The organism is Azoarcus indigens, from assembly GCF_004361735.1.
GTDB lineage: Bacteria > Pseudomonadota > Gammaproteobacteria > Burkholderiales > Rhodocyclaceae > Azoarcus > Azoarcus indigens.
On sequence record NZ_SNVV01000001.1, the window covers coordinates 274,030 to 297,916 of the forward strand.

Sequence of the window (23,887 nt, forward strand, 5' to 3'; positions counted from 1 at the left end):
GGCCTCGAAGTCATCCGAAGCTGCAAAAGGCTTGCGCCCCGCTCCGCTCCCCGAGGGCTTACTTCCCGCCCCAGACCGTCCCCGCCAGATTGGTCACCGGCACGCCAACAGCATTGCCGTACTCGGTCCAGGAACCATCGTAGTTGCGCACCTCATAGCCCAGCAGCTTGGTCAGCGCGAACCAGGTGTGGCTGGAGCGCTCGCCGATGCGGCAGTAGGTGATGATGGGCTTGCTGCCATCTATGCCCTTGGCGGCGTAGACCTTGCGCAGCTCTTCCACCGGCTTGAAGGTGCCGTCGGCGGCCACCGCCTCGCCCCAGGGCACGTTCACCGCGCCGGGCACGTGGCCGGCGCGGATCGCCAGTTCCTGCACCCCGGCCGGGGCGAAGATCTTGCCCTGGTATTCGTCGGCGGAGCGGATGTCCACCAGCGCCACGTCGCTGCGCTTCTCGGCGGCGGCCAGCACGTCCGGCAAGCGGGCGCGCAGCTTGTCGTTCACCTCCACCACCCGCACATTGCCCGGCACCGGCGCCTTGGCCACCGCCGCCAGCGGGCGGTTTTCCGCTTCCCACTTCTTGCGGCCGCCATCCAGCAGCTTCACGTTCTTGATGCCATACACATCGAACACCCACACGCCCCAGGCGGCGAACCAGTTGTTGGTATCGCCGTAGAGGATCACGGTGGAATCGGTGGACACACCGGCGGTGCGCAGCAGCTTCTCGAAGTTTTCCTTGCCGACGATGTCGCGGCGCACCGGATCGACCAGATCGGTATGCCAGCTGAAATTCACCGCGCCCGGCACATGGCCGCGCTCGTACACGCCGGGGTTCACGCTGACCTCGATGATCCTGAGCTTGGGATCGTTCAGGTTCTTCTCCAGCCATTCGGTGGAGACCAGCACATCCGCCGGCGCCGCCAGGACAGCCTGCAGACCGGCCAGCACCAGCGCACCCGCGGCCAGCAACTTCCTCACGCTTCTCATCTCCCAGACTCCACTCGATATTTTCGGAAGCCGCACTTTGCCCAAGGCGGACAGCCGAGCGGAACCAAGGAAATCAGATATCGAAATCACATGCGCTGAAGCCGGACTGAACGGATGCTGAATGCGCAAGCAGCTGATTTGCTTAGCAGGATTTGCCAGAAGGCGGTGCGGGCTTTCTGTCTAGGATGGCGCGCCGGAGCAGGAATGGAGAGGCTCTCCACCCGCAGCCGGGCCTGCACCGGCCGCCACGCATCCTGCATGGACGCCTGCAGCGCTTCCCCCAATCCAGAACAAAGCCAGACAACGAGACGATGAAGACGATCAATGCCCTGCGCCGCCGCGCCACCCGCCTGCTGCTGTCCGCCCTCGCCCTGCTGCCCGCGCTTTCCGCCGCGCCGGCCTTCGCCGCCGGGCAGGTGGTGCTGCGGGTGGGCGACCAGAACTACTACAACATCCGCGCCTCGGTAGAGGCCGCCAATGCGCTGGAGGGCGCCGGCTACCGCGTCGAGTGGAAGCATTTCCAGGCCGCCGCGCCCATCGCCGAGGCGCTGGACTCCGCCGCGCTGGACCTCGGTTTCCTCGGCGACTCCGGCCTGCTCTTCCTCGCCGCCAAGGGCGCGCCGGTGAAGGTGGTAGGCGTGTCGCGCCAGAACCAGGACGGCGTAGCCCTGCTGGTGGCCAAGGACTCGCCCTACAAGACCCTGGTCGACCTCAAGGGCCGCAAGGTGGCGATCTGGCCGGGCGCATGGAGCCAGCAGCTGGTCTACCGCGCGCTGGAAAAACAGGGCCTGCCGCAGGAGTACGTGGAGTTGGTGAAGGTGATGCCGATAGACGCCAGCGCCGCGCTGCAGGGCGGCAAGATCGACGCCTTCCCGGTGTGGGAGCCTTACATCTCCCAGTTGGTCGTCAGCGGCCAGGCGCGCCCGCTGCTCACCGCCAAGGGGCTGATGCCGGCCATCAGCACCATCGCCGCCAACGCCGACTCGGCCAAGACCAAGCGCGAGGCCATCGCCGACTTCCTGCTGCGGGTGAAACGCGCGCGGGAGTGGGTGAACACCCACCAGGAAGACTACGCCACGCGCTGGGCCCGCACCGCCAAGCTGGAACCGGAAACGGTGCAGCACTGGTTCGCCACCGCGCGCATGGTGATCGAGCCGGTGAACGACTCCGCGGTGGCCGACCTGCGCGACACCGCCGACTTCCTGCACAAGTCCGGCGCCATCGCGACCCCGCTCGATATCGACAAGGTGGTGGACCGCAGCTTCGGGGCCGCGCTGGCACCTTGAGCCTGGTGGTTCTGCAGCCGGGTTCCGGATCGCGGGCCGCGGAGCGCTGCAAGGCTTCGTCCAACCAGGAACGGCAAAGTGCCCACCCCGCATCCTTGACGGGGCACGGATGGCACCGGGTCCTGCTCGCCCACCGCAACGCGCAGCGGCAGGCCACAGAGCCAGTGCTTCAGGAATGGGCAGCGTTCCGCGAGGCGGCCCCCACAGCTCCCCCTGCGGGCGGCAACGCTGCAGTCCCACGCCTCTTTCCTTCTCGCCCGACGCCATCCCTTCCTTGACGGACGATATCAATTTGATATCGTTCACACTACACTTCAAGGAAAGGCCATGAAAGAAACCGACGCTCGCTCCCTGTCCGGCATTCCCGTTCTGCTGGTGCTCATCGTGCTGTTGCTGACGGGCCTCTGGCTCATCGCGCAAGCGGCGGCCGGCCACCGCGGGGTGCTGGTCCTGCCCGCGCTGGGCCTGGTTCCCCTCAGCATTTTCGGCCTTACCGGCCTGTACAAGGTCGAACCCAACCAGGCTGCGGTGCTCAGCCTGTTCGGGCGCTATGTGGGCAGCGTGCGGAATGAGGGCCTGAACTGGAGCAATCCGTTGTTCGCCAAGAAGAAGGTGAGCCTGCGGGTACGCAACTTCGAAAGCGGCAAGCTCAAGGTGAACGACCTCGACGGCAACCCGATCGAGATCGCCGCCGTCATCGTCTGGCAGGTCGCCGACTCGGCGGAGGCGGTGTACAACGTGGACAACTACGAGAGCTTCGTGCAGATCCAGTCGGAGTCCGCGCTGCGGGCGATGGCCTCCGCCCACCCCTACGACCAGCATGAAGACGGCAAGGTCTCGCTGCGCAGCCATCCGCAGGAAGTCTCGCAGAACCTGCAGGAGCAGATCGCCGAGCGCCTCGGCCGCGCCGGCGTGGAGGTGATCGAGGCCCGCATCAGCCACCTCGCCTATGCGCCGGAGATCGCCCAGGCCATGCTGCAGCGTCAGCAGGCGGCGGCGGTGGTGGCTGCGCGCAGCCACATTGTCGCCGGTGCCGTCGGCATGGTGGAAATGGCCCTGGCCGAGCTGCAGAAGAGCGGTACGGTGGTGCTGGACGAGGAGCGCAAGGCCCACATGGTGAGCAATCTGCTGGTGGTGCTGTGCGGCGACCGCGGCACCCAGCCGGTGGTGAACGCCGGCAGCCTGTACTGATATGCGGACCGACCGCGCCGGCCGGCGCGGCCGCCCGCCCTGTTGCCCGCCCCGTCGTCTGCCGGAAACATGCCGATGAGCGAGAAGAAGGCCTATCCCCTGCGCATCAACGCCCGCATCCTGGAAGCGATGCAGCAGTGGTCGGACGACGAACTGCGCTCGCTCAACGCCCAGATCGAATACGTGCTGCGCGACGCCCTGCGCAAGGCCGGGCGCCTGCCGCGGCCGGAAGAGAACAAGGAGGAGAAGGAATGAGCCGGCGAAAGAGCCCGGAGGTGAAGCCGGACCAGAGCAGCATGGCGACGGCGGCGGCGCGCCGCCATGTGCAGGCCGGCGGCGCGCCTTTCGCCCCGAGCCCCGCAGCGCCCTCCAGCCCCCAACCCGGTATTACTCCCAGCGATATCCAATCCACGATTTCTTGGTTTGCCACCGGCAGGCGGCGCGCCACCATGGCGACGTCCCGGCTCCCGTGAACAACGCTATGTGCCAGCTCCTCGGCATGAATTGCAATAAACCCGCCAGCCTGCACTTCTCGCTCGAAGGCTTCGTGCGCCGCGGCGGCGAGACCGACGAGCACGCCGACGGCTGGGGCCTGGGCTATTTCTGCGACGGCGGTGCGCGGGTGTTCCGCGACCACCGCCCTTCCGCCCGCTCTCCCGCCGCCGAGCTGGCCCGCGACCGCAGCCTGCGCTCGTGCAATATCCTCGCCCACATCCGCAAGGCCACCCAGGGCGCGGTCGGCCTACTTCCCCGAATTCAACGAAAGAGGCGCTATCCACCAGCGTCAGCAGGAAATCGCTATTGAGTTGAAAGCCATTGAGGAATTCCTGAATGAGCTGGGACCAGAACCGTGGTGGAGCCTGTTCTGAACGCAGTCCTTGCCCAGGCATGACTGCCTCGACTCATCCCGGCTGCCATGCCTGCACTTTTCAGTCGCAGTCCGGCTCTACCCTCAATCCCACTTCGGCGCGAAATCCGGGCTTGCAATGCGCTCGTTGCGATCCAGCTTGGCGATCTCCGCCATTTCCGCCTCGCTCAGCTTCAAGGCCTGCGCCTTGAGGTTGGCGGCGAGGTTCTCGCGCTTGGTGGAGGACGGGATCACCGCGTAGCCCTGCTGCAGGCCCCAGGCCAGCGCGACCTGTGCCGGGCTGGCGCCGTGGGCGTCGGCAATGCGCTGGATCACCGGCTCCTGCATCACCTTGCCGTAGGCGAGCGGCATATAGGCGGTGAGGTGAATGCCGTGCTCGCGGCAGAAGGCCGCCACCTTGCGGTTCTGCAGGAAGGGGTGGATCTCGATCTGGTTGGTGGCGATCTCGGCTGCGCCCACGGCGGCGATGGCCTGCTGCAGGTGGGCGATGGTGAAGTTGGACACGCCGAGCGCAGCGGTGAGGCCCTGCGCCCTGGCTTCGGCCAGCGCGCCGAGGTATTCCGCCACCGGCAGCGCGTCGCCCGGCGAGGGCCAGTGGATCAGGGTGAGATCCACCTGCTCCAGGCGCAGCTTGCGCAGGCTTTCCTTGAGGCTGGGGATGAGCTTGTCGCCGGCGAAGGAATCGGTCCAGATCTTGGTGGTGACGAAGAGTTCGCCGCGCGGCACGCCGCTGTCGGCGATGGCCTGGCCGACCTCGGCTTCGTTGCCGTAGATCTGCGCGGTATCCACATGGCGATAGCCGAGGGCGAGGCCGTTGCTGACGGCATCCAGGACTTGCTGGCCCTTGAGGCGGAAGGTGCCGAGGCCGAAGGCGGGAATCTGCATGTGGGGGCTCCTGTGTCAGAAACGTTGTTGGAGAACGCAGAGTGTGGCCGCTTTACCTTTGCGGAAAAACCGGGCCACACTCACAAGACCTTTGCGATTGCCGCAACAATGCCGCCTCGAAACGATGAAAACCACGCTGGAAGAACTGCTCGCCTTCGTCACCGTGGTGGATAGCGGCTCCATCACCGCCGCCGCCGAGCAGCTTGGGCAGACGGTGTCCGGCACCAGCCGGGCGCTGTCGCGGCTGGAGGAGAAGCTGGACACCACCCTGCTGCGGCGGACCACCCGGCGGCTGGAACTCACCGAGGAAGGGCTGGCCTTCCTCACCCACGCCCGCGGCATCCTCGCCGCGGTTGATGCCGCCGAAGACCAGATGGCGCTGCGCCGCCAGCGCCCCGCCGGACGGCTGCGGGTGAATGCGGCGGCGCCCTTCATGCTGCACGTGATCGCGCCCCTGGTCGGAGAGTTCCGCCGCCAGTACCCGGAGATCGAGCTGGAGCTGAACAGCAACGACCAGATCATCGACCTGCTCGAGCAGCGCACCGACCTCGCCATCCGCATCGGCCCGCTGCGCGACTCCACCCTGCACGCCCGCCCGCTGGGCGCCAGCCGCCTGCGGATACTGGCCAGCCCCAGCTATCTGGCGCGGCATGGCACCCCGGTGAGCGTCGCCGGGCTGCGCGGCCACAGCCTGCTCGGCTTCAGCCAGCCGGAAACGCTGAACCGCTGGCCGCTGCGCGATGTCGGCGGCGAGGAACTGCAGGTCCGCCCCGCCGTTTCCGCCTCCAGCGGCGAAACCCTGCGCCAACTCGCGCTGGCCGGCGAAGGCATCGTTTGCCTGGCGGACTTCATGACCGCCGCCGACCGCGCCGAGGGCCGGCTGGTGGAGCTGCTTGCCGCCGAAACGCTGGACATGCGCCAGCCCATCAACGCGGTGTACTACCGCAACACCCAGCTGGCGGCCCGCATCGCCTGCTTCCTGGATTTCGTCGCCGGGCAGATGCGGGCGCAGTGAGCCGCCATCGCCGGCCTGGCTCAGCGCGTGGCCTGGGTCTGCGCCCGCGCGCCCGGGCGGTCGAACAGCAGGAACACCAGCAACGCCACGCAGGGAAACAGGCCGCCCACCCAGCACACCCGCATCCACCCGCCATGCGCCCAGGCCCAGCCGCCCAGCGCCGAACCCAACGCGCCGCCCATGAAGAACAGGGACATGAAGAGGCCGTTGAGGCGGCTGCGGATGGCGTCGCCCAAGCTGTAGATTCCGCGCTGGCCGGTGATCAGGGTGACCGCCACCATCGCGTCCAGCACCAGCGCCGCCACCACCAGCGCGATCAGGCCCAGCGCGCCGCCCGGCTCCGCCAGCAGCCCGACGGCGAAGGACAACGCGCCCAGCGTCAACCCGGCGGCGGTCAATCCGCGCGTATAACCGCGATCCGCCAGCCGGCCCACCACCGGCGCGGCGAAGGCACCGGCCGCGCCCACCAGCGCGAACAGCGCGATGCCCTGCTGGCCGAAGCCGTAAGCCGGGCTGGCGAGCAGCAGCGGTGCGGCCGTCCAGAACAGCGAGAAGGCGCCGAACATGCCGGCCTGGTAAGCAGCCCGCCGCTGCAGCAGCGGCGTGTTGCGCAGCAAGGGCCACAGGGAAGCTAGCAAGCGCGCATAGCGGACCGCCGGCGAGGCATCCGCCTGGCCGCCCTGTGTGCTCAGCGCCGCCCGCCGTGCCGGCAGGTACTTCAGCAGCACCAGCGCCAGCCCGCCCATCAGCACCGCCGACAGCCAGAACACCGTCTGCCAGTGGCCGGTGGTGGACAGCAGGCTGGCCAGCGGACGGGCGAGCAGGATGCCGAACAGCAGCCCGCTCATCACCTGCCCCACCGCCTTGCCGCGCTGTGCCGGCGCCGCCAGTTGGGCGGCGAAAGGCACCAGCACCTGGGCGGCGACGCTGCCGAGGCCGATGGCGAAGGCAGAGGCGAGAAACACGGTGGCGTTCTCCGCCAACGCGGCATTCACCAGCGCCAAGGTCGCCAGCCCCATCAGCGCAGCAACCAGTTTGCGCGCTTCTACCAGGTCGCCCAGCGGCACCAGCAGCAACAGGCCAAGGCCGTAGCCGATCTGGCTCAGGGTGACCAGCACGCCGGCGGCGGACAACGGCATTTGCGTATCCGCCGCGATCAGCTTGATCAGCGGCTGGCTGTAGTAGAGGTTGGCGACGATGGCGCCGCAGGCGAAAGCCAGCAGCACGGTGACCCACGCCGGCGTAGACGGCGTGGCGGGGGAGTCGGAAGGAGAAGTCATGGGGGATCCGCTTGTTGTTGTTTGGAGAGGCCGACAGCCAGGGGGCGCTGGCGTCTCATTTACGCCTTCGAGCCGGCGCGTCGGGGCGTGGGAAGCACTGCGCCAGACCACGCCGGCCGGCGGCCGGGGGTAGCATTGTAGGCAAATCGCGGCCTGGCCCCGGTCTGCTCCACCACCGGGGACACCCGCAGGCACATCGGCGGAAGCCAGAGCCCACCGCCAAACCCAACCACGCCAACCATCTTCCCATCCACCCCAGCGCCCTCCCCCACGCCATGAACAATCCATTGGACTTCCACTTCTACCGCCCCGCCGATGGCCACGGCCTCGCCCACGATCCCTTCAATGCCATCGTCGGCCCGCGCCCCATAGGCTGGATCTCCTCGCAGGACGAAGAAGGCCGCCTCAACCTCGCGCCCTACAGCTTCTTCAACGCCTTCAACTACATCCCGCCCATCGTCGGTTTCGCCAGCCTCGGCCGCAAGGACAGCCTGCGCAACATCGAACGCACCGGCCAGTTCGGCTGGAACCTGGTGACACGGCCGCTGGCGCCGGCGATGAACGAAACCTGCGCCGCGGTGGCGCCGGAGGTGGACGAATTCGCCCTCGCCGGCCTCACGCCCGCGCCCTCGCGGGAAATCGCGGTGCCGCGGGTGGCGGAAAGCCCGGTGTCCTTCGAATGCCGGCTGACGCAGATCGTTCGCCTGCAGGACACCGCCGGCGCGGAACTGGAGAGCTGGCTGGTGCTGGGCCAGGTGGTCGGCGTGCATATCGACCGCAGCCTGCTGGAAGACGGCGTCTATCGCACCGCCAAGGCCCGGCCGGTGCTGCGCGGCGGCGGTCCGGCGGACTATTTCGAGATCAGCGAGGACACGCTGTTCCATCTCTACCGGCCGCGCTGAGCGCCGCAGGGCGCCCCCCGCCACAACACACGGCGGGCGGAGATCGATGCAGCAGCACTCCAGCGCCACGCGCAACGCCGCGGCGATACCCGGCCCCGGCCATTCACCCTGAGACTGCCGAACGCCACTCGCCGCGACTCGCCCCCGGCACACCATCAGCCCCTCCACCTCAGCCGCCCAACCGCTGCAGAGCATCGCCGTACAGCGCTTCGCGCCCTACCTCCTCCTCCATCGGTCGCCCCCCCATTCCCCCTCCATCGTTTTTGCACCGCAATACATATCTAAAAAAACCGATATATACTTCGCCCCAATCCGATATGATCTGCGCCCGTGAATGAGCCAGAGCCGCTGCGGCCCGGCCTCCTACGCGCAAACCCACATCAGCAAGCATGGACATCGACGAAATCATCAAGGCGCTCGCCCACCCGGTGCGGCGCGAACTGTTGCAGTGGCTGAAGGAGCCGGAGAAGCACTTCGCCGAGCAGGAGCACCCGCTGGAAGTGGGCGTGTGCGCCGGTATGTTCGAACGCTGCGGCCTCTCCCAATCCACCGTTTCCGCCCACCTGGCGACGCTGCAGCGGGCGGAACTGGTCACCACCCGCCGCATCGGCCAGTGGGTGTTCTACAAGCGCAACGAAGACACCATCGCCGAGTTCCTGCGCCGCATCGGCCAGGAGCTCTGAGGGGTAGAGACACAAAGCCGCCCCTCGCCGCCCCCCTCCCGCCGCGGGCCACAAGCCGGCAGCGGATTCCTCCCCCGACGACAAGATCGCTCCCCATGCCCTTCCCCCTGCTCGTACTCGCCCTCTCCGCCTTCGCCATCGGCACCACCGAATTCGTCATCATGGGCCTGCTGCCCGAGGTGGCGGCCGACCTCGGCGTGAGCATTCCAGGCGCCGGCTGGCTGGTCACCGGCTACGCCCTGGGCGTCGCCATCGGCGCGCCCTTCATGGCGCTGGCCACCGCCCGGCTACCGCGCCGGCGCGCCCTCATCCTGCTGATGGGCATCTTCATCGTCGGCAACCTGATGTGCGCGCTCGCCCCCGGCTACGACCTGCTGATGGTCGCCCGGGTGGTCACCGCGCTGTGCCACGGCGCCTTCTTCGGCATCGGCTCGGTGGTGGCCGCCAGCCTGGTGCCGCCGGCGCGGCGCGCGTCCGCGGTGGCGATGATGTTCACCGGCCTGACGCTCGCCAATGTGCTCGGCGTGCCGCTGGGCACCGCCCTCGGCCAGGCCGCCGGCTGGCGCGCCACCTTCTGGGGCGTGACGCTGATCGGCGTGTTCGCCCTCATCGGCCTGGTCCGCGCCCTGCCGCGCGACCACGGCCAGGAAGCCGTCTCCATGCGGCGCGAGTTCGCCGCGCTGCGCGGCGCCGGGCTGTGGCTGGCGCTGTCCACCACGGTGACGTTCGCCGCCGCCATGTTCGCGCTGTTCACCTACATCGCCCCGCTGCTGGGCGAAGTGACCGGCGTGTCGCCCCAGGGCGTGACCTGGACGCTGCTGCTGATCGGCCTCGGCCTCACCGTCGGCAACGTCGTCGGCGGCAAGCTGGCGGACTGGAAGCTGCCCGCCACGCTGGCCGGCGCCTTCGTCGCCATGGCGCTCACCTCGCTGGCCTTCGGCTGGACCAGCCGCGCACTGATTCCGGCGGAGATCACCCTGTTCCTGTGGGCGGTGGCCTCCTTCGCCCTGGTGCCGGCGCTGCAGGTGAACGTGGTGACCTTCGGCCAGGGTGCGCCCAACCTGGTGTCCACGCTGAACATCGGCGCCTTCAACGTCGGCAACGCGCTGGGCGCCTGGGTGGGCGGCAGCGTGCTCACCCACGGCTACGGCCTCACCGAGGTGCCGCTGGCCGCCGCCGCGCTGGCGCTGGTCGGCCTTATCACCACCGGGCTCACCTTCAGCGTCGGCAGCAAGCCCGCCGTCGCGGGTTGCAACTGAAGCAAGCGAACAAGCACGTTTTCTCCCAACCAAGAAACAGGAGACCGCAGACATGGCCAATCTCTACGAAGCCGTCACCGTGGGCGACATCCGGCTCGCCAACCGCATCGTCATGGCGCCGCTGACGCGCAACCGCTCGCCCAACGCCGTGCCCAAGCCCATCACCGCCACCTACTACGCCCAGCGCGCCAGCGCCGGCCTGCTCATCACCGAAGCCACCGCCATCAGCCAGCAGGGCCAGGGCTATGCCGACGTGCCCGGCCTGTACGCGCCCGAGCAGCTGGAAGGCTGGCGCAGGGTGACCGACGCGGTACATGCCGCCGGCGGCAAGATCGTGGTGCAGATGTGGCACGTCGGCCGCATCTCCCATACCAGCCTGCAGCCCGCTGGCGGCGCGCCGGTGGCGCCCTCGGCCATCCGTGCGAAATCCAAGACCTATCTGGTGAAGGAAGACGGCAGCGGCGAGTTCGTGCCCACCTCCGAACCGCGCGCGCTGGCGCTGGAGGAGCTGCCCGGCATCGTCGCCGACTACCGCCGCGCCGCCCGCGCCGCCATCGAGGCCGGCTTCGACGGCGTCGAGATCCACGCCGCCAACGGCTACCTCATCGACCAGTTTCTGCGCGCCGGCTCCAACCAGCGCACCGACGCCTACGGCGGCAGCATCGAGAACCGCGCCCGCCTGCTGGTGGAGGTGATGGAGGCGGTGACCGCCGAGATCGGCGCCGGCCGCGTCGGCATCCGCATCTCGCCGGTGACGCCGGCCAACGATGCCTCCGATCCGGAACCGCAACCGCTGTTCGGCTATGTCGCCAAGCAGCTGGCACGCTGGCCGCTGGCCTATGTGCACGTGATCGAAGGCGCCACCGGCGGTGCCCGTGACCACCAGCAGGGCGACACGCCCTTCGACTACGCCGCGCTGCGCGCCACCTACCAGCAGGCCGGCGGCAAGGGCGCCTGGATGGTGAACAACGGCTACGACCGCGAACTGGCCGAAGCCGCCGTGGCGGAAGGCCGCGCCGACCTGGTTGCCTTCGGCAAGGCCTTCATCTCCAACCCGGACCTGGTGCGCCGCCTGCGCGAGAAAGCGCCGCTGAACCCCTTCGACACCGCCACCTTCTACGGCGGCGGCGAGAAGGGCTACACCGACTATCCGGCGCTGGCGTAAGCGGCGCAGCCGCTGCGACGGGTTGAAGCTGAACCCGTCAGGAAGAAGCCCGCTCGTGGCACGAGGTGCTTACTCGTGACCGCCGGCGGGCTTCCTTGTTTCCAACGTCGGCAATGCCCCGCAAGGACATCAAGCGCTCAACGCCGCGCCCCTATCGCCAGCCGGTTGAAGGCGTTCATCAGCGCGATGGCATAGCCCAGGTCGGAAATCTCCCCCTCGCTGAAATGCGCCTTCAGCGGCTCGTAGGCCTCGTCCGGCGCATGGGTGGCGGCGACATCGGTCAGCGCCTCCGCCCAGGCCAGCGCGGCGCGTTCCCGCTGGTCGAAACGGGCGCTTACGCGCCAGCCGGCCATCGCGTCCAGCTTGGCCGCCGGCACGCCGGCCGCCCGCAGCGCGGCAGCATGCATCTCCAGGCAGAAGGCGCAGCCGTTGATCTGCGACACCCGCAGATAGACCAGTTCCACCAGGGTCTTGCCCAGCGGGCTCTTGTTCAGTGCCTCATGCACCGCGAGCAGGCCGCGGTAGGCTTCAGGGGACAGCGTGTCGTATTCCAGGCGCTGGGCGTCCATGGTTCATCTCCTCGTTCTGGGCTTGTGCTTGCTATGGCGTTCAGGCCGCCGCCCGCAGCGCGGCGGTCCATTCCTCCGCCACCGCCGCCAATTCCTGCTGCGCCCGCTCCAGCCCGGCGGCGCGTGCTTCCGGGTCGGAGAACTGCATGGGCTGGGCATCGACGAAGCGCGGCTCGGCCACGCCGATGAAGCCGAAGGCATGGCGCAGCGCCGGCGTCAGCGCGTCCAGGTGGGCGAACGGCGTGCCGGGCCGCAGATCGGCGCCGCGGCTGGTGATGAACAGCGTCTTCTTCCCCGCCAGCTGGCCGACGTAGTTGCCCTGGGCATCGATCACGTAGGTCACGCCAGCACGCACGATGGCGTCGATGAAGGCCTTGAAGCTGGAAGGCATGCACCAGTTGTACATCGGCATGGCGAACACCAGCAGGTCCGCCGCCAGCAGGCGCTGGCACAAGCCGTCCGACTCCGCCAGCACCGCCTTCATCGCCTCGCTGCGCTCGGCCGCCGGCGTGTAGGTGGCGATGGCGAACTCGCGGCTCACATGCGCCGGCGGCCTCAGGCTCAGGTCCAGGTAATCCACCTCCAGGCCGGGCAGGCGGGTCCGCAGCAGCGCGACGAAATCGCGCGACAGCGCGCGCGAGTTGGACCACTCCAGCTTAGGGCTGGCATCCACATGCATCAGCTTCATCTTCGAATCTCCGGTTCAGGACAAATCGGGGGCTCAAGGCCGATGAGCGCATGATGGCCAAGCCATGCCATAGTCGACAGAGCCAAGAACCGAAAAAAGAACTAGGACATGGACGCCCGCGACTTCCACCTGGAGCCCGACCGCCAGCAGAGCACCCCGGTCTACCTCCAGCTCTACCGCCGCTTCCGCGACGCCATCGCCCAGGGCCGGCTGCGCCCCGGCGACCGCGTGCCGGCGGTGCGCGCGCTGGCGAGCGAACTCAACCTTGCCCGTGGCACGGTGGAGTCCGCCTACCAGATGCTGATCGGCGAGGGCTACCTGCAGGCCCGCGGGCCGGCCGGCACGGTGGTGTCGCCGCAGCTTGCCACCCACGCCTATTCAGCGGTCGCCAGCGGGCCGCCCTCGCCAGCACCGGCGGCCGCTCCCTCGCCGCTGCTCACCGCCGCCGAGCCGCTGCCTTTCCAGCTCGGCCTGCCGGCGCTGGATGTCTTCCCGCGCAAGCTATGGACGCGGCTCGCCGCCCAGCGCCTGCGAGGTCTCAATCCCACCGGCATGAACTATCCGGACAACCAGGGCCACCTGCCGCTGCGCCAGGCGCTGGCCGCTTACCTGGGCATCTCCCGCGGCATCGCCTGCTCGCCGGAGCAGATCTTCATCACCGCCGGCTACCGCAGCGCGCTCAACCTCATCGCCCGCAGCCTGATGCAGCCCGGCGACCGCTGCTGGTTCGAGGACCCCGGCTACTTCCACGCCCGCGACGCCCTGCGCGCCGCCGGCGCCGAGTTGGTGCCGGTGGCGGTGGACGAGGAAGGGCTGCGGGTGGAGGACGGCCTGCGGCAGGCGGCGGACGCCCGCTTCGCGGTGGTCACCCCCTCGCACCAGAGCCCGCTGGGCGTCTCGCTGTCGCTGGCGCGGCGGCTTGCCCTGCTCGACTGGGCCAAGGCCAGCGGCGCCTGGATCATCGAGGACGATTACGACAGCGAATACCGCTACCACGGCCGCCCGCTGCCGGCACTCAAGGGGCTGGACCGCCACGGCCGCGTGCTCTACACCGGCACCTTCAGCAAGGTGCTTTTCCCTGGCCTGCGCCTGGCCTACCTGGTGGTACCGGCCAGCGAAATCGCACGCTTCCGCCGCACCGCCGACGCCTTCGCCCAGGGCAGCCCGGAGCTGCTGCAGGCCACCGTCAGCGACTTCCTCGCCCAGGGCCACTTCGCCCGCCACCTGAAGAAGATGCGCAAGCTCTACGCCGAACGCCGCGGCGCGCTGCAGCAAGCGCTGCAGGGCCGTCTCGGCCCCCGCCTGCATATCGACCTGCAGGCCGGCGGCATCCACATCCTCGCCCGCCTGAGGAACGGATCCGGCATGGATGAGGACGACGTCGCCCTCGCCGCCCGCGCCAACGCCCAGGGCCTGGCGGTATTGCCGCTGAGCCCCTGGTACCTGGGCGCGGGCCCGACCGGCCGTGGCCTGCTGATGGGCTTCACCAACATTGCCGGTGCCGCGCAGGCGCAGATGCTGGCCGAGCGCCTGCATGCCGCCATCGCCTGATGGCTGCCCGGCTGTTCCGCCGGCGGGCAAGCCCCACGCGGGCGCGCCGCTTGCAAGCCGCAAAAAGGAAACGAGGCCGCCACCGCAGGCGCATTGCTTTGATCTCCACAGGAGCCCCACATGGAAACCCAGGCCACCTCCCCCGAACCGACCCGTGAAGAACTCGATGCCCAGGCCGGCACCACGCTGCTCGAGTTCGGCGCCGCCTGGTGCGGCTTCTGCCGGGCCGCCCAGCCCCTGATCGCCAGCGCCCTCGCCCATCATCCCGAGGTCCGCCACATCAAGGTCGAAGACGGCCCTGGCCGCCGCCTGGGCCGCAGCTACCGGGTCAAGCTGTGGCCCACGCTGGTCTTGCTGGTGGACGGACAGGAGGCGGGGCGGGTGCTGCGGCCTGCCAGTCCGGCCGAGTTGGAAGCGCTACTCGCCGTGCAGCGGTGAACGGCCTGAAACCCAGCAAATACAGGCCATTCCAGCCTCCGGGCCCTTTACTTCCGGCGCAACCCAAGAGATATTCCGTATCAGAATGTTTTCTCGGATATCTGCAGGGATCACCTCGTGCCCGCCTTCCACTTCATCTCCGGCCTGCCCCGCTCCGGTTCCACCCTGCTCTCGGCGCTGCTGCGCCAGAATCCCCGCTTCCACGCCAGCATGAGCGGCCCGGTGGCCGACCTCATCTCCTGCCTGCTGCAGGAGATGAGCGCGCGTAACGAATACTCCATGTTCATCGACGACACCCAGCGCCAACGCGTACTGCGTGGCGTGTTCGAGCAGTTCTACGGGCCGGACCATCCGGCGGAGGTGATCTTCGACACCAACCGCAGCTGGTGCGCCCGCCTGTCGCTGCTGCAGACCCTGCTGCCGCGGGCCAAGGTCATTGCCTGCGTGCGCGACATGCCCTGGGTCATCGACAGCGTGGAACGCCTGATCCAGCGCAACGCGCTATCGCCTTCCTCGATTTTCAACTACCAGGCCGGCAGCACGGTGTACTCCCGGGCCGATGCCATCGCCAACGGCGACGGCCTGGTCGGCTATGCCTACAACGCGTTGAAAGAAGCCTTCTTCGGCCCGCACGCCGCGCAGCTCATGCTGCTGCAGTACGAAACCCTGGTCAGCGACCCCCAGCGCGCGCTGGCTGCTGTATACGACTTCATCGCCGAGCCCGCCTACGCCCACGACTTCGACAATGTCGAGTTCGAGGCGGACGAATTCGACCGCCGCGCCGGTACTCCCGGCCTGCACGCGGTACGCCGCAAGGTCACCCACCAGCCCCGCGACACCGTGCTGCCGCCAGACGTGTTCCAGCGCTTCACCCAGGACGCATTCTGGCGCAATCCGGAGATCAACAAGCACCGGGTGCGGGTGATATGAGCGAGGCAGCAGACCAAGCCCTTATCCAGACAGAAGCAGCCCCTCCACCCCAAGACCTGCAGCCTCCCTTCGACACCCTGCCCCGCATCGGTGAGTTCCGTGGCCACACCCTGGTGTGGCTCCTGGACCAGCACAAGTCGCCCGCCGTGCGCGAGGCCCTCATGGCCTTCTGGTCCAGCCACGGAGCCATCGCCGATGCGGCCAGCGCGTGGCGGCGGACCTTCGAAGTCGGCGTTGTCGCCCTCGACCCCCGCGGCCAGATCGTGGGCGTCACCTCGGTGTACATCGATCACCTGGCCTTCGATGGCCAGCCGTACTGGTTCTTCCGCACCTTCGTACGCCCCCGCAGCCGTGTCATCGGCATGATGCCCGCCATGTTCCAGGGCACCTTCGCCCGGCTCGCCCTGGACTACGCCGGCGAACCAGGCGCGCCCGTAGGCATCGCAGCCGTGACGGAAAACCCCAAGCTCGACACCCCCGCCGGCAACCGGATCTACCACCGCATCGGCCTGCGCCTGCTCGGAACCAACCCCCGAGGTCTCCGGGTGTGGCGCCGACTCTTCGCAGACGCTTCGCCATGAGATCAATCCACCCGCTTACGCGCACACAAACAGCAGCTCCGCAATAACAGTCAAAACCACCGGGATGCCCTTATGAACAAACTCGCCTTCGCCCTCATCCGCAACCGCCACGGCCAGCTCCAGGCCGTGCCCGAAACCGCCCGCCTGCGCGGTATGCCGGGCGCTGCTTCGCCCACGCCAAGCGCCCTTCCGGCCCGCCTGCGCACCGCCCTCAAACCCCTGGCGACGGCCTTGTCCGCCGGCCTGCTCGCCCTCGGCGCCCACAGCGCCCTGGCCGGTACCTACGTCGTCACCAGCAACAACGACAGCGGCGCCGGCACCCTGCGTGAGGCCATCGACAACGCCAATGCGGACGACGGCAGCACGATTGCGTTCATCGCGCCGACCGACCTGGACCTGCTCTCCGGCCTGCCCACCTTCACTGCGACGACCACCCTGGGTGTGGGTGCCGCCGTCAGCATTTCCGGCGGCAGTCTGGACCTGGGCAGCAGCAGCCTCACCACCACCGGCGCCGGCAGTCTCAGCATCGGCAACGGCACCGCCGGCAACAACGGCGCCGACAACTCGAATGGCCATGCCGGGCACGGTACTTCGGGCGGCAACGCCAGCTCCGGCGTGAGCGGAACAGGTTTTTCCCTCACCAACGGCATCACGCTAAGCGGTGGCAGCGGTGGCAACGGCGGCAACGGCGGTATTGCTTCCGGATGGGGCTTGGGTGGGCGCGGTGGTGCCGGCGGCGCGGGTGGCACGGGGGTTAGCGGCACAGGCTTCGTGCTGAGCAATGGCGGCTCCTTGAGCGGCGGCGCTGGCGGCAACGGCGGCAACAGCGGCTCCTCCTACAGCAACGGTTACACGGGTGGCGTAGGGGGCTCGGGTGGCGCGGGCGTCAACGGCACAGGGTTTACGCTGACCAATAGCGGCTCCGTGACGGGCGGCAGCGGTGGCAACGGTGGCAGCGGTGGCGACTCTTCCTCTACTTCCGGCAAGTACTCCGCAGGGAATGGTGGCGCGGGTGGCGCTGGCGGTGCAGGCGTTACCGGATCGAGCTTCATCCTGAACAATACCGGCACCATCACCGGAGGAACTGGCGGTTCCGGAGGCGCCGGCGGCACCAACCAGTACTACCCGGGCTCGCCCGGCGCCAGCGGCGTCGGCGCCGCCGGCGTCGTCTCCACCGGATCCAGCACCATCACCAACGCCGGCACCATCTCCGGCGGGCTCGACGGCAGCGGCACGATCCGCGCCAATGCGGTTTCCCTGTCCGGCGGCGCAAACGAGCTGATCATCCATGACGGCGCCGTCTTCATCGGCAATGTGGTCAGCACCAGCGGCAATACCAATGGCGGCGACACCCTGACCCTGGGCGGCAGCACCGATGGCAGCTTCGCCCTCTCCAACATCGGCAGCGGCGCCCAGTTCCAGGGCTTTGCCAACTACAGCAAGGCCGGCGACAGCACCTGGACGCTCACCGGCACCACCACCGAAGTCACCAACTGGACCATCAAGCAGGGCACGCTGAGCATTGCCTCGGATGCCGCCCTGGGCTCCGCCAGCAGCGTGCTGACGCTCAATGGCGGCACGCTGCTGAGCACCAGCAGCTTCACCAACGCCCATGCCATTGCACTGGGCAGCAGCGGCGGCACGCTGAGCAGCGATGCCGCCACCAGCACGTTCTCCGGGGTCATCAGCGGCAGTGGCAACCTGACGGTCAGCGGCAGTGCCGCCACCGTGTTTACCGCCGCCAACACCTACACCGGCACCACCACCATCGCCAGCGGCAGCAGCCTGCAGATCGGCAACGGCGGCACCACCGGCCGCCTGGGCACCGGCGCAGTCACCAATAACGGCAGCCTGAGCTTCAACCGCTCCGATAACCAGACCGTCGCCAACCAGATCTCCGGCAGCGGCAGTCTCACGATCAGCGGCAGCGGTGCCACCATCCTCACCGCTGACAACAGCTACACCGGCACCACCACCATCGCCAGCGGCAGCAGCCTGCAGGTCGGCGATGGCGGCACCAGCGGCAGCCTGGGCAGCGGTGCCGTCATCAACAGTGGCGACTTGCTCTTCTACCGCTCAGACAACCATACCGTTGCCAACCAGATATCCGGCCTGGGCGCTGTTGTGCTGAGCAGCGGCACCACGCTATTCACCGCCGACAACAGCTACCAGGGCGGCACCCACATCCAGTCCGGCAGCACCCTGCAGATCGGCGATGGCGGCACCACCGGCAGCCTGGGGACGGGCAACGTAAGCAACAGCGGCAGCCTGGTGTTCAACCGCAGCAATGCCTACACCGTCGCCAACCAGATCTCCGGCAACGGCAGCCTGACGGTGGCCGCCGGCACGCTGACCCTCACCGCCGCCAACCTCTACACCGGTGCCACCACCGTCGATAGCGGCGCCGCGCTGAAGCTGACCGATGGCGCCAGCCTGGCCAGCACCACGGTCACCGTGTCCAACGGCGCCACCTTCAGCGCCCAGAACAGCAGCGTGGCGGGCAACCTCACCAATAGCGGCAGCGTTGCCGTGGCCGCCGGCAAGACGCTGGCCGTGGGCGGCAACTTCAGCTCGACCGGCAACCTCACGCTGGAAGTCGCCAGCATGAGCAGCTACGCCCAGATCGACGTGACCGGCTCCGCCAGCCTGAGCGGAACGCTCCACATCGACGCCGCTTCCGCCGTCGGCCTCACCAGCGGCTCGCTCGCCTCGGTGATCCATGCCGACGCGGGCATCAACCCCGGCAGCTTCACCAGCGTCACCGACAACAGCCTGCTGTTCGACTTTGCCGCCACCTATGGCGCAAACGATGTCGGCCTGACGATCAGTGCAGCCTCCACGCCCCCCTCCAACAACAGTTCGACCGTGTTGGGCAGCGCGCAGGCCTTCGACAACCGCGCTGGCTATGGCGCCGCTAGGGTGCTCGACCAGCTTTTCACCGCCTCGCCCACCAGCGAGCTGGCGCTGCTCTTCGTACCGCTGACCAACCAGCAGGAAGTCTCCAACGCGCTCAGCCAGGCTCTGCCGCTGCTCACCGGTGGCAACACCGCGGCGAGCCGCAATACCCTGGACAGCATCAACCGCCAGGTGCAAATCCGCATGGATGAGATGCGCGGCCAGGCGTCCGGCGATGCCGTGCTGGGCGACAAGCATTTCTGGGTGAAACCCTTCGGCACCTGGACCGACCAGGATTCCCGCCAGGGCGTGAGCGGCTACGACGCCGAAACCTACGGCCTGGCCCTGGGCGTGGATGGCGAACTGAACGGCGCGCTGCGCCTGGGCCTGGCCTTCGCCTACGCGAAGACCGACATCGACGCCAAGGGCGGCGCCAGCCAGCGCGCCGACATCGACCTCTACCAATTGAGCGCCTACGGCAGCTACAGCCTGAGCGAGGCGACCGCCATCGACTTCCACGCCGGCATCGGCCGTAACCGCAATGAGGGCCGCCGCCACATCGCCTTCGCTTCCAGCGTGGCCAAGGCGGACTTCGACAGCGATACCGCCTATGTGGGCATCGGCATCGGCCACCGCTTCGACCTCGGAGCGAAGACCCATTTCACTCCCTCGATCCGGGCCGACTACAGCTGGATACGCGATGAGTCCTACACCGAGAAGGGCGCTGGCGCGCTCAACCTGGATGTGGATAGCCGCAGCAGCGAGGCGCTGGTGATCGGGCTGGATGGCAAGCTGGTGCATCAGTTCAATGCGCAATCCTCGCTGCTCGCCAACGTGGGCGTGGGTTACGACACGCTGAACGAGCGCTCGTCCGTCACCGCCGCCTTCGCCGGCGCGCCGGGGGCAGCCTTCCGCACCGAAGGCCTCAAGCAGGAACCCTGGCTGGTGCGCGGCGGTATCGGGGCGGTGTTCAAGACCGCCGGCGGCCTGGAGATCACCGGCCGCTACGACGCCGAGTACCGCGAGGACTTCCTCAGCCAGACGGCCTCGGTGAAGCTGGACTGGGCGTTCTGAGCGCCTGCGGCAAGCTCCGCCTGCCCGGCCTGCGCCGGGCGGGCGAGGCCGGGCCGCCTCCATGCCTGGCTACTCGAAGTCCCGGCAGCACGCCGGGCGCCGGGCAGCCCCCTTTCAGCGCTTGGCCTGCTCCTTCGGCGGCTCCACCGCGGCGGCATCGCAGGCGCGCTTGGCTTCGGGGTAGACCAGGCCGCACTTGATCAGCAGCGGCCCGACCTCGTCCGTTTTCTTCATCAGCCGGTTGAGGCGGATGCGCGCCACCAGCCATTCCGGGTTGTCCTCGAAGCGCTGCTCCGCCTTGTCCACCCAGCCCAGCGCATCCTTGTACCGACGCCCTTCCTCGTTGAAAGCGATCATCTCGCTGTACAGCACCGGTACCGGGTCGGGTGACTTGAGGGCCGTCTCCAGGTAGCGCTGGGTGGCCTTGCGGTCGTTCAGCGCCGCGGCGGCCTTCGCCGCCACCCAGTTGGGGTAGGCGTGGGACGCCGCCTCGCCCTTCAGCGCCTTCTGCGCCAGGGCCAGCGCCTCCTTGTTCCTGCCCTGGCGGTGCAGCGCGGCGGCATTGAAGGCGTCGGTGTAGCTCTTCAGCATTGCGGCCACCTTGGGCTGCTTGCGGAAGCGCTCCCATTCCTGGACCCGCGGCTGGCCGATCTCGACTTCGTCGTAGTGGCGGCGCTGGTACTCGCCCAGGGCGTCGATGCGCTTGCCGGTCTCCGGGTGCTGGGCGGAAACGTCGCCGGCCACCCGTTCGAACAGCTGCCCCAGGGCCTTGGAGAGGTCGGTCTTCGCCATCTCGCCCAGGCGTTGCTGGAAATCCGTTTCCGACTCGTGGTTGTGCTTCTCCCAGGCCTCCAGCTTGGCCAGCATGTCCTGCATGGACAGCGGCACGTAGCCGGCGCTGATGAGCAGATCGAAGCCGAGCAGGTCGGCCTCGGTTTCCTGGCGGCGGTTCCAGGCCGGCATCACCACCTTCTGCGTCAGCTCGGTGAGCAGCATGAAGCTCGCCAGCTCCTTGGTATCGCCGGTGCTGGCCTGCTTCTTCTCCAGCGCGTTGCGCACCGCCACCGCCGTCAGCTGCAGGGTTTCCGCCCGCTTCTGGGTGAGGCCGACGATGTCGGAGTTGTGGTGGTGCAGCAGCACATGGGCGGTTTCATGGGCGATCAGCGCCGCCAGTTCGTCCTCGTTCTCCAGCGCGTTCAGCCAGTACATGGAGAGATAAACGTTGCCGTCCGGGCTGGAATAGGCCACCGGCCGGTCGGTCGCGATCAGGACCACCCGGCCCGGCACCTCGCTCACCCCGCTGGCGGCGAGGATGCGCTGATGCACCGCGGCGAGCTGGCGTTCGATGTCGGCCTGGCGGATGTAGCCCAGGCTCTGCCCCTTCATCCGCGACAGGTCCTTGTCGGCGCCGACGGCCAGGCCGGACTGCTCATATGCCCCGGCTGCCAGCTTCGTCTTCAGGGGAGCGCTTTCCCCCGGGCTTTCCACCCAGCCGGCCACGGTATCGGTGCCGCTCTTCACCGTGGCGCAGCCGGTGAGCAAGGCAAGGGCGATGGGCAGGACGCAGGGCAGGACTCTCATGGCTTCTTCACCCTGTCCGCATCGCCGATGGCGCGGGTGCCGCCTACCGCCACGCCCTTGTCCTCGGCGATGCCCCCTGCGGTCACCGCCTGGGAAGCCGTGCCGCCCAGGCGCACCTCGTTCTTCTTGACCCAGCCGTCGCCCACCGGCGTGCTGACGTTGAAGAAAGCGCTATCGACGAACTTCGGCTGCAGCAGCTTCCACGACAGCGTGGTGGGATAGGCGGATTTCTGCAGTTCGGCGATGACCTTGCCCCGCGGCACGTCATAAAGCCTGACGACGCTGGTGGACAGCCGCTCTACCACCTCCTGGCCGTCCGCCGCGGCGGCATGCGGCAGCTGCAGGGCCAGGGACGCCAGCAGCGCTATATGGATGAACTTTCCCGGGACAGACATGGCGATCTCCTCCTAGACGTCAATCTACAAAGCACGGCGTGGGTCACGCCGACAACCAGCCGCTCCAGCACCGGCGCCACCGCCGGCAGCCCGCGGCGCAGGCGGTGCGCCTCGCGGTGCCAGCCGTCCAGCGCGGCCTGCAGCATCACCACCACCTCGAACATCGCAATCCAGGTCAGTACATAGATGGGGCCCAGATCCAGCCAGAAATAGGCGGCCACGGAAAGCAGCCCGCCCAGCAGCAGGAAGCCCAGGTAGGCCGGGCAGAAGGTCGCGCGGATCAACAGGTAGAGGGCGGCAGCGGCCAGCACGCCGGCATAGGCGGAGGGCCAGGCCATGAGCGCGATGGCGAGCAGCGGCAGGCCGGCCGGCAGCAGGCACCAGCGCAGTCTGGCCAGCCGCGCCAGCCGCCAGACCCCGCTCCTGCGGGTGGCCGCCCGCAGCCGGCGGGCCAGCGGGGGCAGCAAGACCACCGCGATGGCGCTGAGCACCAGCATGGCATCGTAGAAGCCCACGCCCCAGGAGGCCGGCAGGGACTGGACCCAGGCGATCATCGCCCCTTGGTGCTTGACGCCGGACGGCCCGTAGGTCATCAGGTTGTCGTAGGCCATCGCATGCACGAACACGCCGGGCAGTTGGCCATGCAGGGCCACCGGCCACTGGTCGCCGCTCAACTCCAGCCTGCCGCCGTAGAAGATCGCCCGGCCCTCGACCAGCGCCCGGCGCGGCGCGTCCTCCATGTCGAGCAGCTGCGTCACCGTGAGCACGTCGATCAGGGGACAGCGCAGGCGTGCCGCCTCCAGCCCATCGGTGAACAGGCTGCCCAGGCCGCGCACGCAGTGCTTCTGTTCGGCCGCGGCGGAAGGCTCCGCTACCCAGACGATCTCCATGGTGCCCGGCGCGGCCGCGCGCTGCGCCTCGTCCAGCAGCGCGTAGGCGGGCGAGAAAGGCGCCTTCGTGCATTCGGGCCGCTCGCAGTCTGCGCCGTGGTCGCGATAGAGCACGACGCCGTCCTCGCCGGGCCAGTCGAGGCTGATATTGACCGGCAGCAGCCGCCCGCCCTCCTCCGCAGCGCGCGCGAGCCGGCATCCGCCCCCGGGCGGCTCCAGCAAGCGCTTCGCCAGCCCGGGCACGACGCCCCAGCAATCGCTGCCTTCCGACGGCGCGCCGAAAACGCCCAGCAACAACGGCAGGGGCGGCTGGCGGACGGCCAGCGCATCGATCTGCTCCTCCAGCACCGCCATGGACTCGCGGTCGCCGCGGTCGTCCTTGAAGGAGAAGTCGATGAAGATGGACTGGGCGCCATCCTCCGCCAGGCGGCGCAGCAGATCAGCATGCAGATCGTAAGGCGGCGGATAGGCGTAGCCGAGGGCGGCCAGGTCGCCTTCGCTCAGCAGGACCACCAGCGGCTTGCCCACCTGCTGGCCGGCAGGCCAGCGGGCCTCGCGGCGATGCATGTAGTCCGGCGTCACCAGATGGGCGGCGACGATCTGCGAGGCGTTGCCCAGCAGCTTGTCCAGATTGGCGACTTCCCGCACCAGGCAGGCCAGCAGGAACAGCACGCCGATGCGCAGCAGCGACCGGCCCGCAGCGCGGAGCGCGTTCGAAGCCCGGCGTGGCCCTGGGCTGGCGGCATGCATTGGCGTCGGACTCCCGCAGCCGCCCCGGC

At 68.6% G+C, this 23,887-nt stretch carries 22 protein-coding genes; 14 read left to right on the top strand and 8 right to left on the bottom strand.

Features of this window, described 5'->3' with window-relative positions:
• Window positions 1-58 precede the first annotated feature (58 nt).
• Window positions 59-982 (bottom strand): sulfurtransferase, encoded by a 924-nt coding sequence (locus C7389_RS01285; RefSeq protein WP_133587570.1) that lies wholly within the window; start codon window positions 980-982, stop codon window positions 59-61.
• A gap of 311 nt (window positions 983-1,293) precedes the next feature.
• Here C7389_RS01285 and C7389_RS01290 point away from each other — a divergent pair, with 311 nt between their 5' ends.
• From C7389_RS01290 to C7389_RS01305, 4 genes are all read left to right on the top strand, one after another.
• Window positions 1,294-2,268, top strand: coding sequence for an ABC transporter substrate-binding protein (locus tag C7389_RS01290; protein WP_133587572.1), 975 nt, complete (start codon window positions 1,294-1,296; stop codon window positions 2,266-2,268).
• A 327-nt stretch (window positions 2,269-2,595) separates the two neighbouring features.
• Window positions 2,596-3,459 carry an SPFH domain-containing protein gene (locus tag C7389_RS01295; protein ID WP_133587574.1) on the top strand — a complete coding sequence of 288 codons (864 nt, stop codon included), beginning with the start codon at window positions 2,596-2,598 and terminating at the stop codon, window positions 3,457-3,459.
• Between the two features lie 75 nt (window positions 3,460-3,534).
• A complete protein-coding gene (locus tag C7389_RS01300; RefSeq protein ID WP_133587576.1) occupies window positions 3,535-3,714 on the top strand; it encodes a type II toxin-antitoxin system antitoxin in 180 nt (59 codons plus the stop codon).
• A 226-nt stretch (window positions 3,715-3,940) separates the two neighbouring features.
• Window positions 3,941-4,264 carry a class II glutamine amidotransferase gene (locus C7389_RS01305; RefSeq protein ID WP_133588177.1) on the top strand — a complete coding sequence of 108 codons (324 nt, stop codon included), beginning with the start codon at window positions 3,941-3,943 and terminating at the stop codon, window positions 4,262-4,264.
• A gap of 147 nt (window positions 4,265-4,411) precedes the next feature.
• On the opposite strand, the gene dkgB is transcribed toward C7389_RS01305, so the two are convergent.
• Complete coding sequence (gene dkgB / locus C7389_RS01310) at window positions 4,412-5,212, bottom strand: 2,5-didehydrogluconate reductase DkgB (RefSeq protein WP_133587578.1); 801 nt, start codon at window positions 5,210-5,212, stop codon at window positions 4,412-4,414.
• Window positions 5,213-5,336: 124 nt separating this feature from the next.
• On the opposite strand from dkgB, the gene C7389_RS01315 reads away from it, so the two are divergent.
• Window positions 5,337-6,227, top strand: coding sequence for a LysR family transcriptional regulator (locus C7389_RS01315; RefSeq protein WP_133587580.1), 891 nt, complete (start codon window positions 5,337-5,339; stop codon window positions 6,225-6,227).
• A gap of 20 nt (window positions 6,228-6,247) precedes the next feature.
• Here C7389_RS01315 and C7389_RS01320 read toward each other — a convergent pair whose 3' ends face one another.
• Window positions 6,248-7,507 carry an MFS transporter gene (locus C7389_RS01320; RefSeq protein ID WP_133587582.1) on the bottom strand — a complete coding sequence of 420 codons (1,260 nt, stop codon included), beginning with the start codon at window positions 7,505-7,507 and terminating at the stop codon, window positions 6,248-6,250.
• Between the two features lie 275 nt (window positions 7,508-7,782).
• Between C7389_RS01320 and C7389_RS01325 the strand changes: the two genes are divergently transcribed.
• The 4 genes from C7389_RS01325 (at window position 7,783) to C7389_RS01340 (ending at window position 11,516) form a co-directional block, all read left to right on the top strand.
• On the top strand, window positions 7,783-8,409 hold the full coding sequence (locus tag C7389_RS01325; protein ID WP_133587584.1) for a flavin reductase family protein: 627 nt from the start codon (window positions 7,783-7,785) through the stop codon (window positions 8,407-8,409).
• Between the two features lie 389 nt (window positions 8,410-8,798).
• Window positions 8,799-9,092 carry an ArsR/SmtB family transcription factor gene (locus tag C7389_RS01330; RefSeq protein ID WP_133587586.1) on the top strand — a complete coding sequence of 98 codons (294 nt, stop codon included), beginning with the start codon at window positions 8,799-8,801 and terminating at the stop codon, window positions 9,090-9,092.
• Window positions 9,093-9,187: 95 nt separating this feature from the next.
• A complete protein-coding gene (locus C7389_RS01335) occupies window positions 9,188-10,351 on the top strand; it encodes an MFS transporter (protein ID WP_133587588.1) in 1,164 nt (387 codons plus the stop codon).
• A gap of 52 nt (window positions 10,352-10,403) precedes the next feature.
• On the top strand, window positions 10,404-11,516 hold the full coding sequence (locus C7389_RS01340) for an alkene reductase (protein WP_133587590.1): 1,113 nt from the start codon (window positions 10,404-10,406) through the stop codon (window positions 11,514-11,516).
• Window positions 11,517-11,653: 137 nt separating this feature from the next.
• On the opposite strand, the gene C7389_RS01345 is transcribed toward C7389_RS01340, so the two are convergent.
• A complete protein-coding gene (locus tag C7389_RS01345) occupies window positions 11,654-12,085 on the bottom strand; it encodes a carboxymuconolactone decarboxylase family protein (protein WP_133587592.1) in 432 nt (143 codons plus the stop codon).
• A 40-nt stretch (window positions 12,086-12,125) separates the two neighbouring features.
• A complete protein-coding gene (locus C7389_RS01350; protein WP_133587594.1) occupies window positions 12,126-12,773 on the bottom strand; it encodes an FMN-dependent NADH-azoreductase in 648 nt (215 codons plus the stop codon).
• A 108-nt stretch (window positions 12,774-12,881) separates the two neighbouring features.
• Between C7389_RS01350 and pdxR the strand changes: the two genes are divergently transcribed.
• From pdxR to C7389_RS01375, 5 genes are all read left to right on the top strand, one after another.
• Window positions 12,882-14,324, top strand: coding sequence for a MocR-like pyridoxine biosynthesis transcription factor PdxR (gene pdxR / locus C7389_RS01355; RefSeq protein WP_133587596.1), 1,443 nt, complete (start codon window positions 12,882-12,884; stop codon window positions 14,322-14,324).
• A 120-nt stretch (window positions 14,325-14,444) separates the two neighbouring features.
• Window positions 14,445-14,762 carry a thioredoxin family protein gene (locus tag C7389_RS01360; RefSeq protein ID WP_133587598.1) on the top strand — a complete coding sequence of 106 codons (318 nt, stop codon included), beginning with the start codon at window positions 14,445-14,447 and terminating at the stop codon, window positions 14,760-14,762.
• Between the two features lie 117 nt (window positions 14,763-14,879).
• A complete protein-coding gene (locus tag C7389_RS01365) occupies window positions 14,880-15,692 on the top strand; it encodes a sulfotransferase family protein (protein WP_133587600.1) in 813 nt (270 codons plus the stop codon).
• Entirely contained in the window at window positions 15,689-16,273 is a 585-nt protein-coding gene (locus C7389_RS01370; protein ID WP_133587602.1) for a hypothetical protein, read from the top strand. Before C7389_RS01365 ends, C7389_RS01370 begins: the two co-directional genes overlap by 4 nt.
• Window positions 16,274-16,345: 72 nt before the next feature.
• On the top strand, window positions 16,346-20,242 hold the full coding sequence (locus C7389_RS01375; protein ID WP_133587604.1) for an autotransporter outer membrane beta-barrel domain-containing protein: 3,897 nt from the start codon (window positions 16,346-16,348) through the stop codon (window positions 20,240-20,242).
• 114 nt (window positions 20,243-20,356) lie between these two features.
• Here C7389_RS01375 and C7389_RS01380 read toward each other — a convergent pair whose 3' ends face one another.
• Genes C7389_RS01380 through C7389_RS01390 form a run of 3 tightly spaced genes read right to left on the bottom strand, consistent with a single transcriptional unit; the run spans window position 20,357 to window position 23,858 of the window.
• On the bottom strand, window positions 20,357-21,823 hold the full coding sequence (locus C7389_RS01380) for a M48 family metallopeptidase (RefSeq protein ID WP_133587605.1): 1,467 nt from the start codon (window positions 21,821-21,823) through the stop codon (window positions 20,357-20,359).
• Window positions 21,820-22,218 carry a hypothetical protein gene (locus tag C7389_RS01385; protein ID WP_133587607.1) on the bottom strand — a complete coding sequence of 133 codons (399 nt, stop codon included), beginning with the start codon at window positions 22,216-22,218 and terminating at the stop codon, window positions 21,820-21,822. Before C7389_RS01385 ends, C7389_RS01380 begins: the two co-directional genes overlap by 4 nt.
• Window positions 22,188-23,858, bottom strand: a complete 1,671-nt coding sequence (locus C7389_RS01390) for a CHASE2 domain-containing protein (RefSeq protein ID WP_133587609.1) — start codon at window positions 23,856-23,858, stop codon at window positions 22,188-22,190. Before C7389_RS01390 ends, C7389_RS01385 begins: the two co-directional genes overlap by 31 nt.
• Window positions 23,859-23,887: the final 29 nt, after the last annotated feature.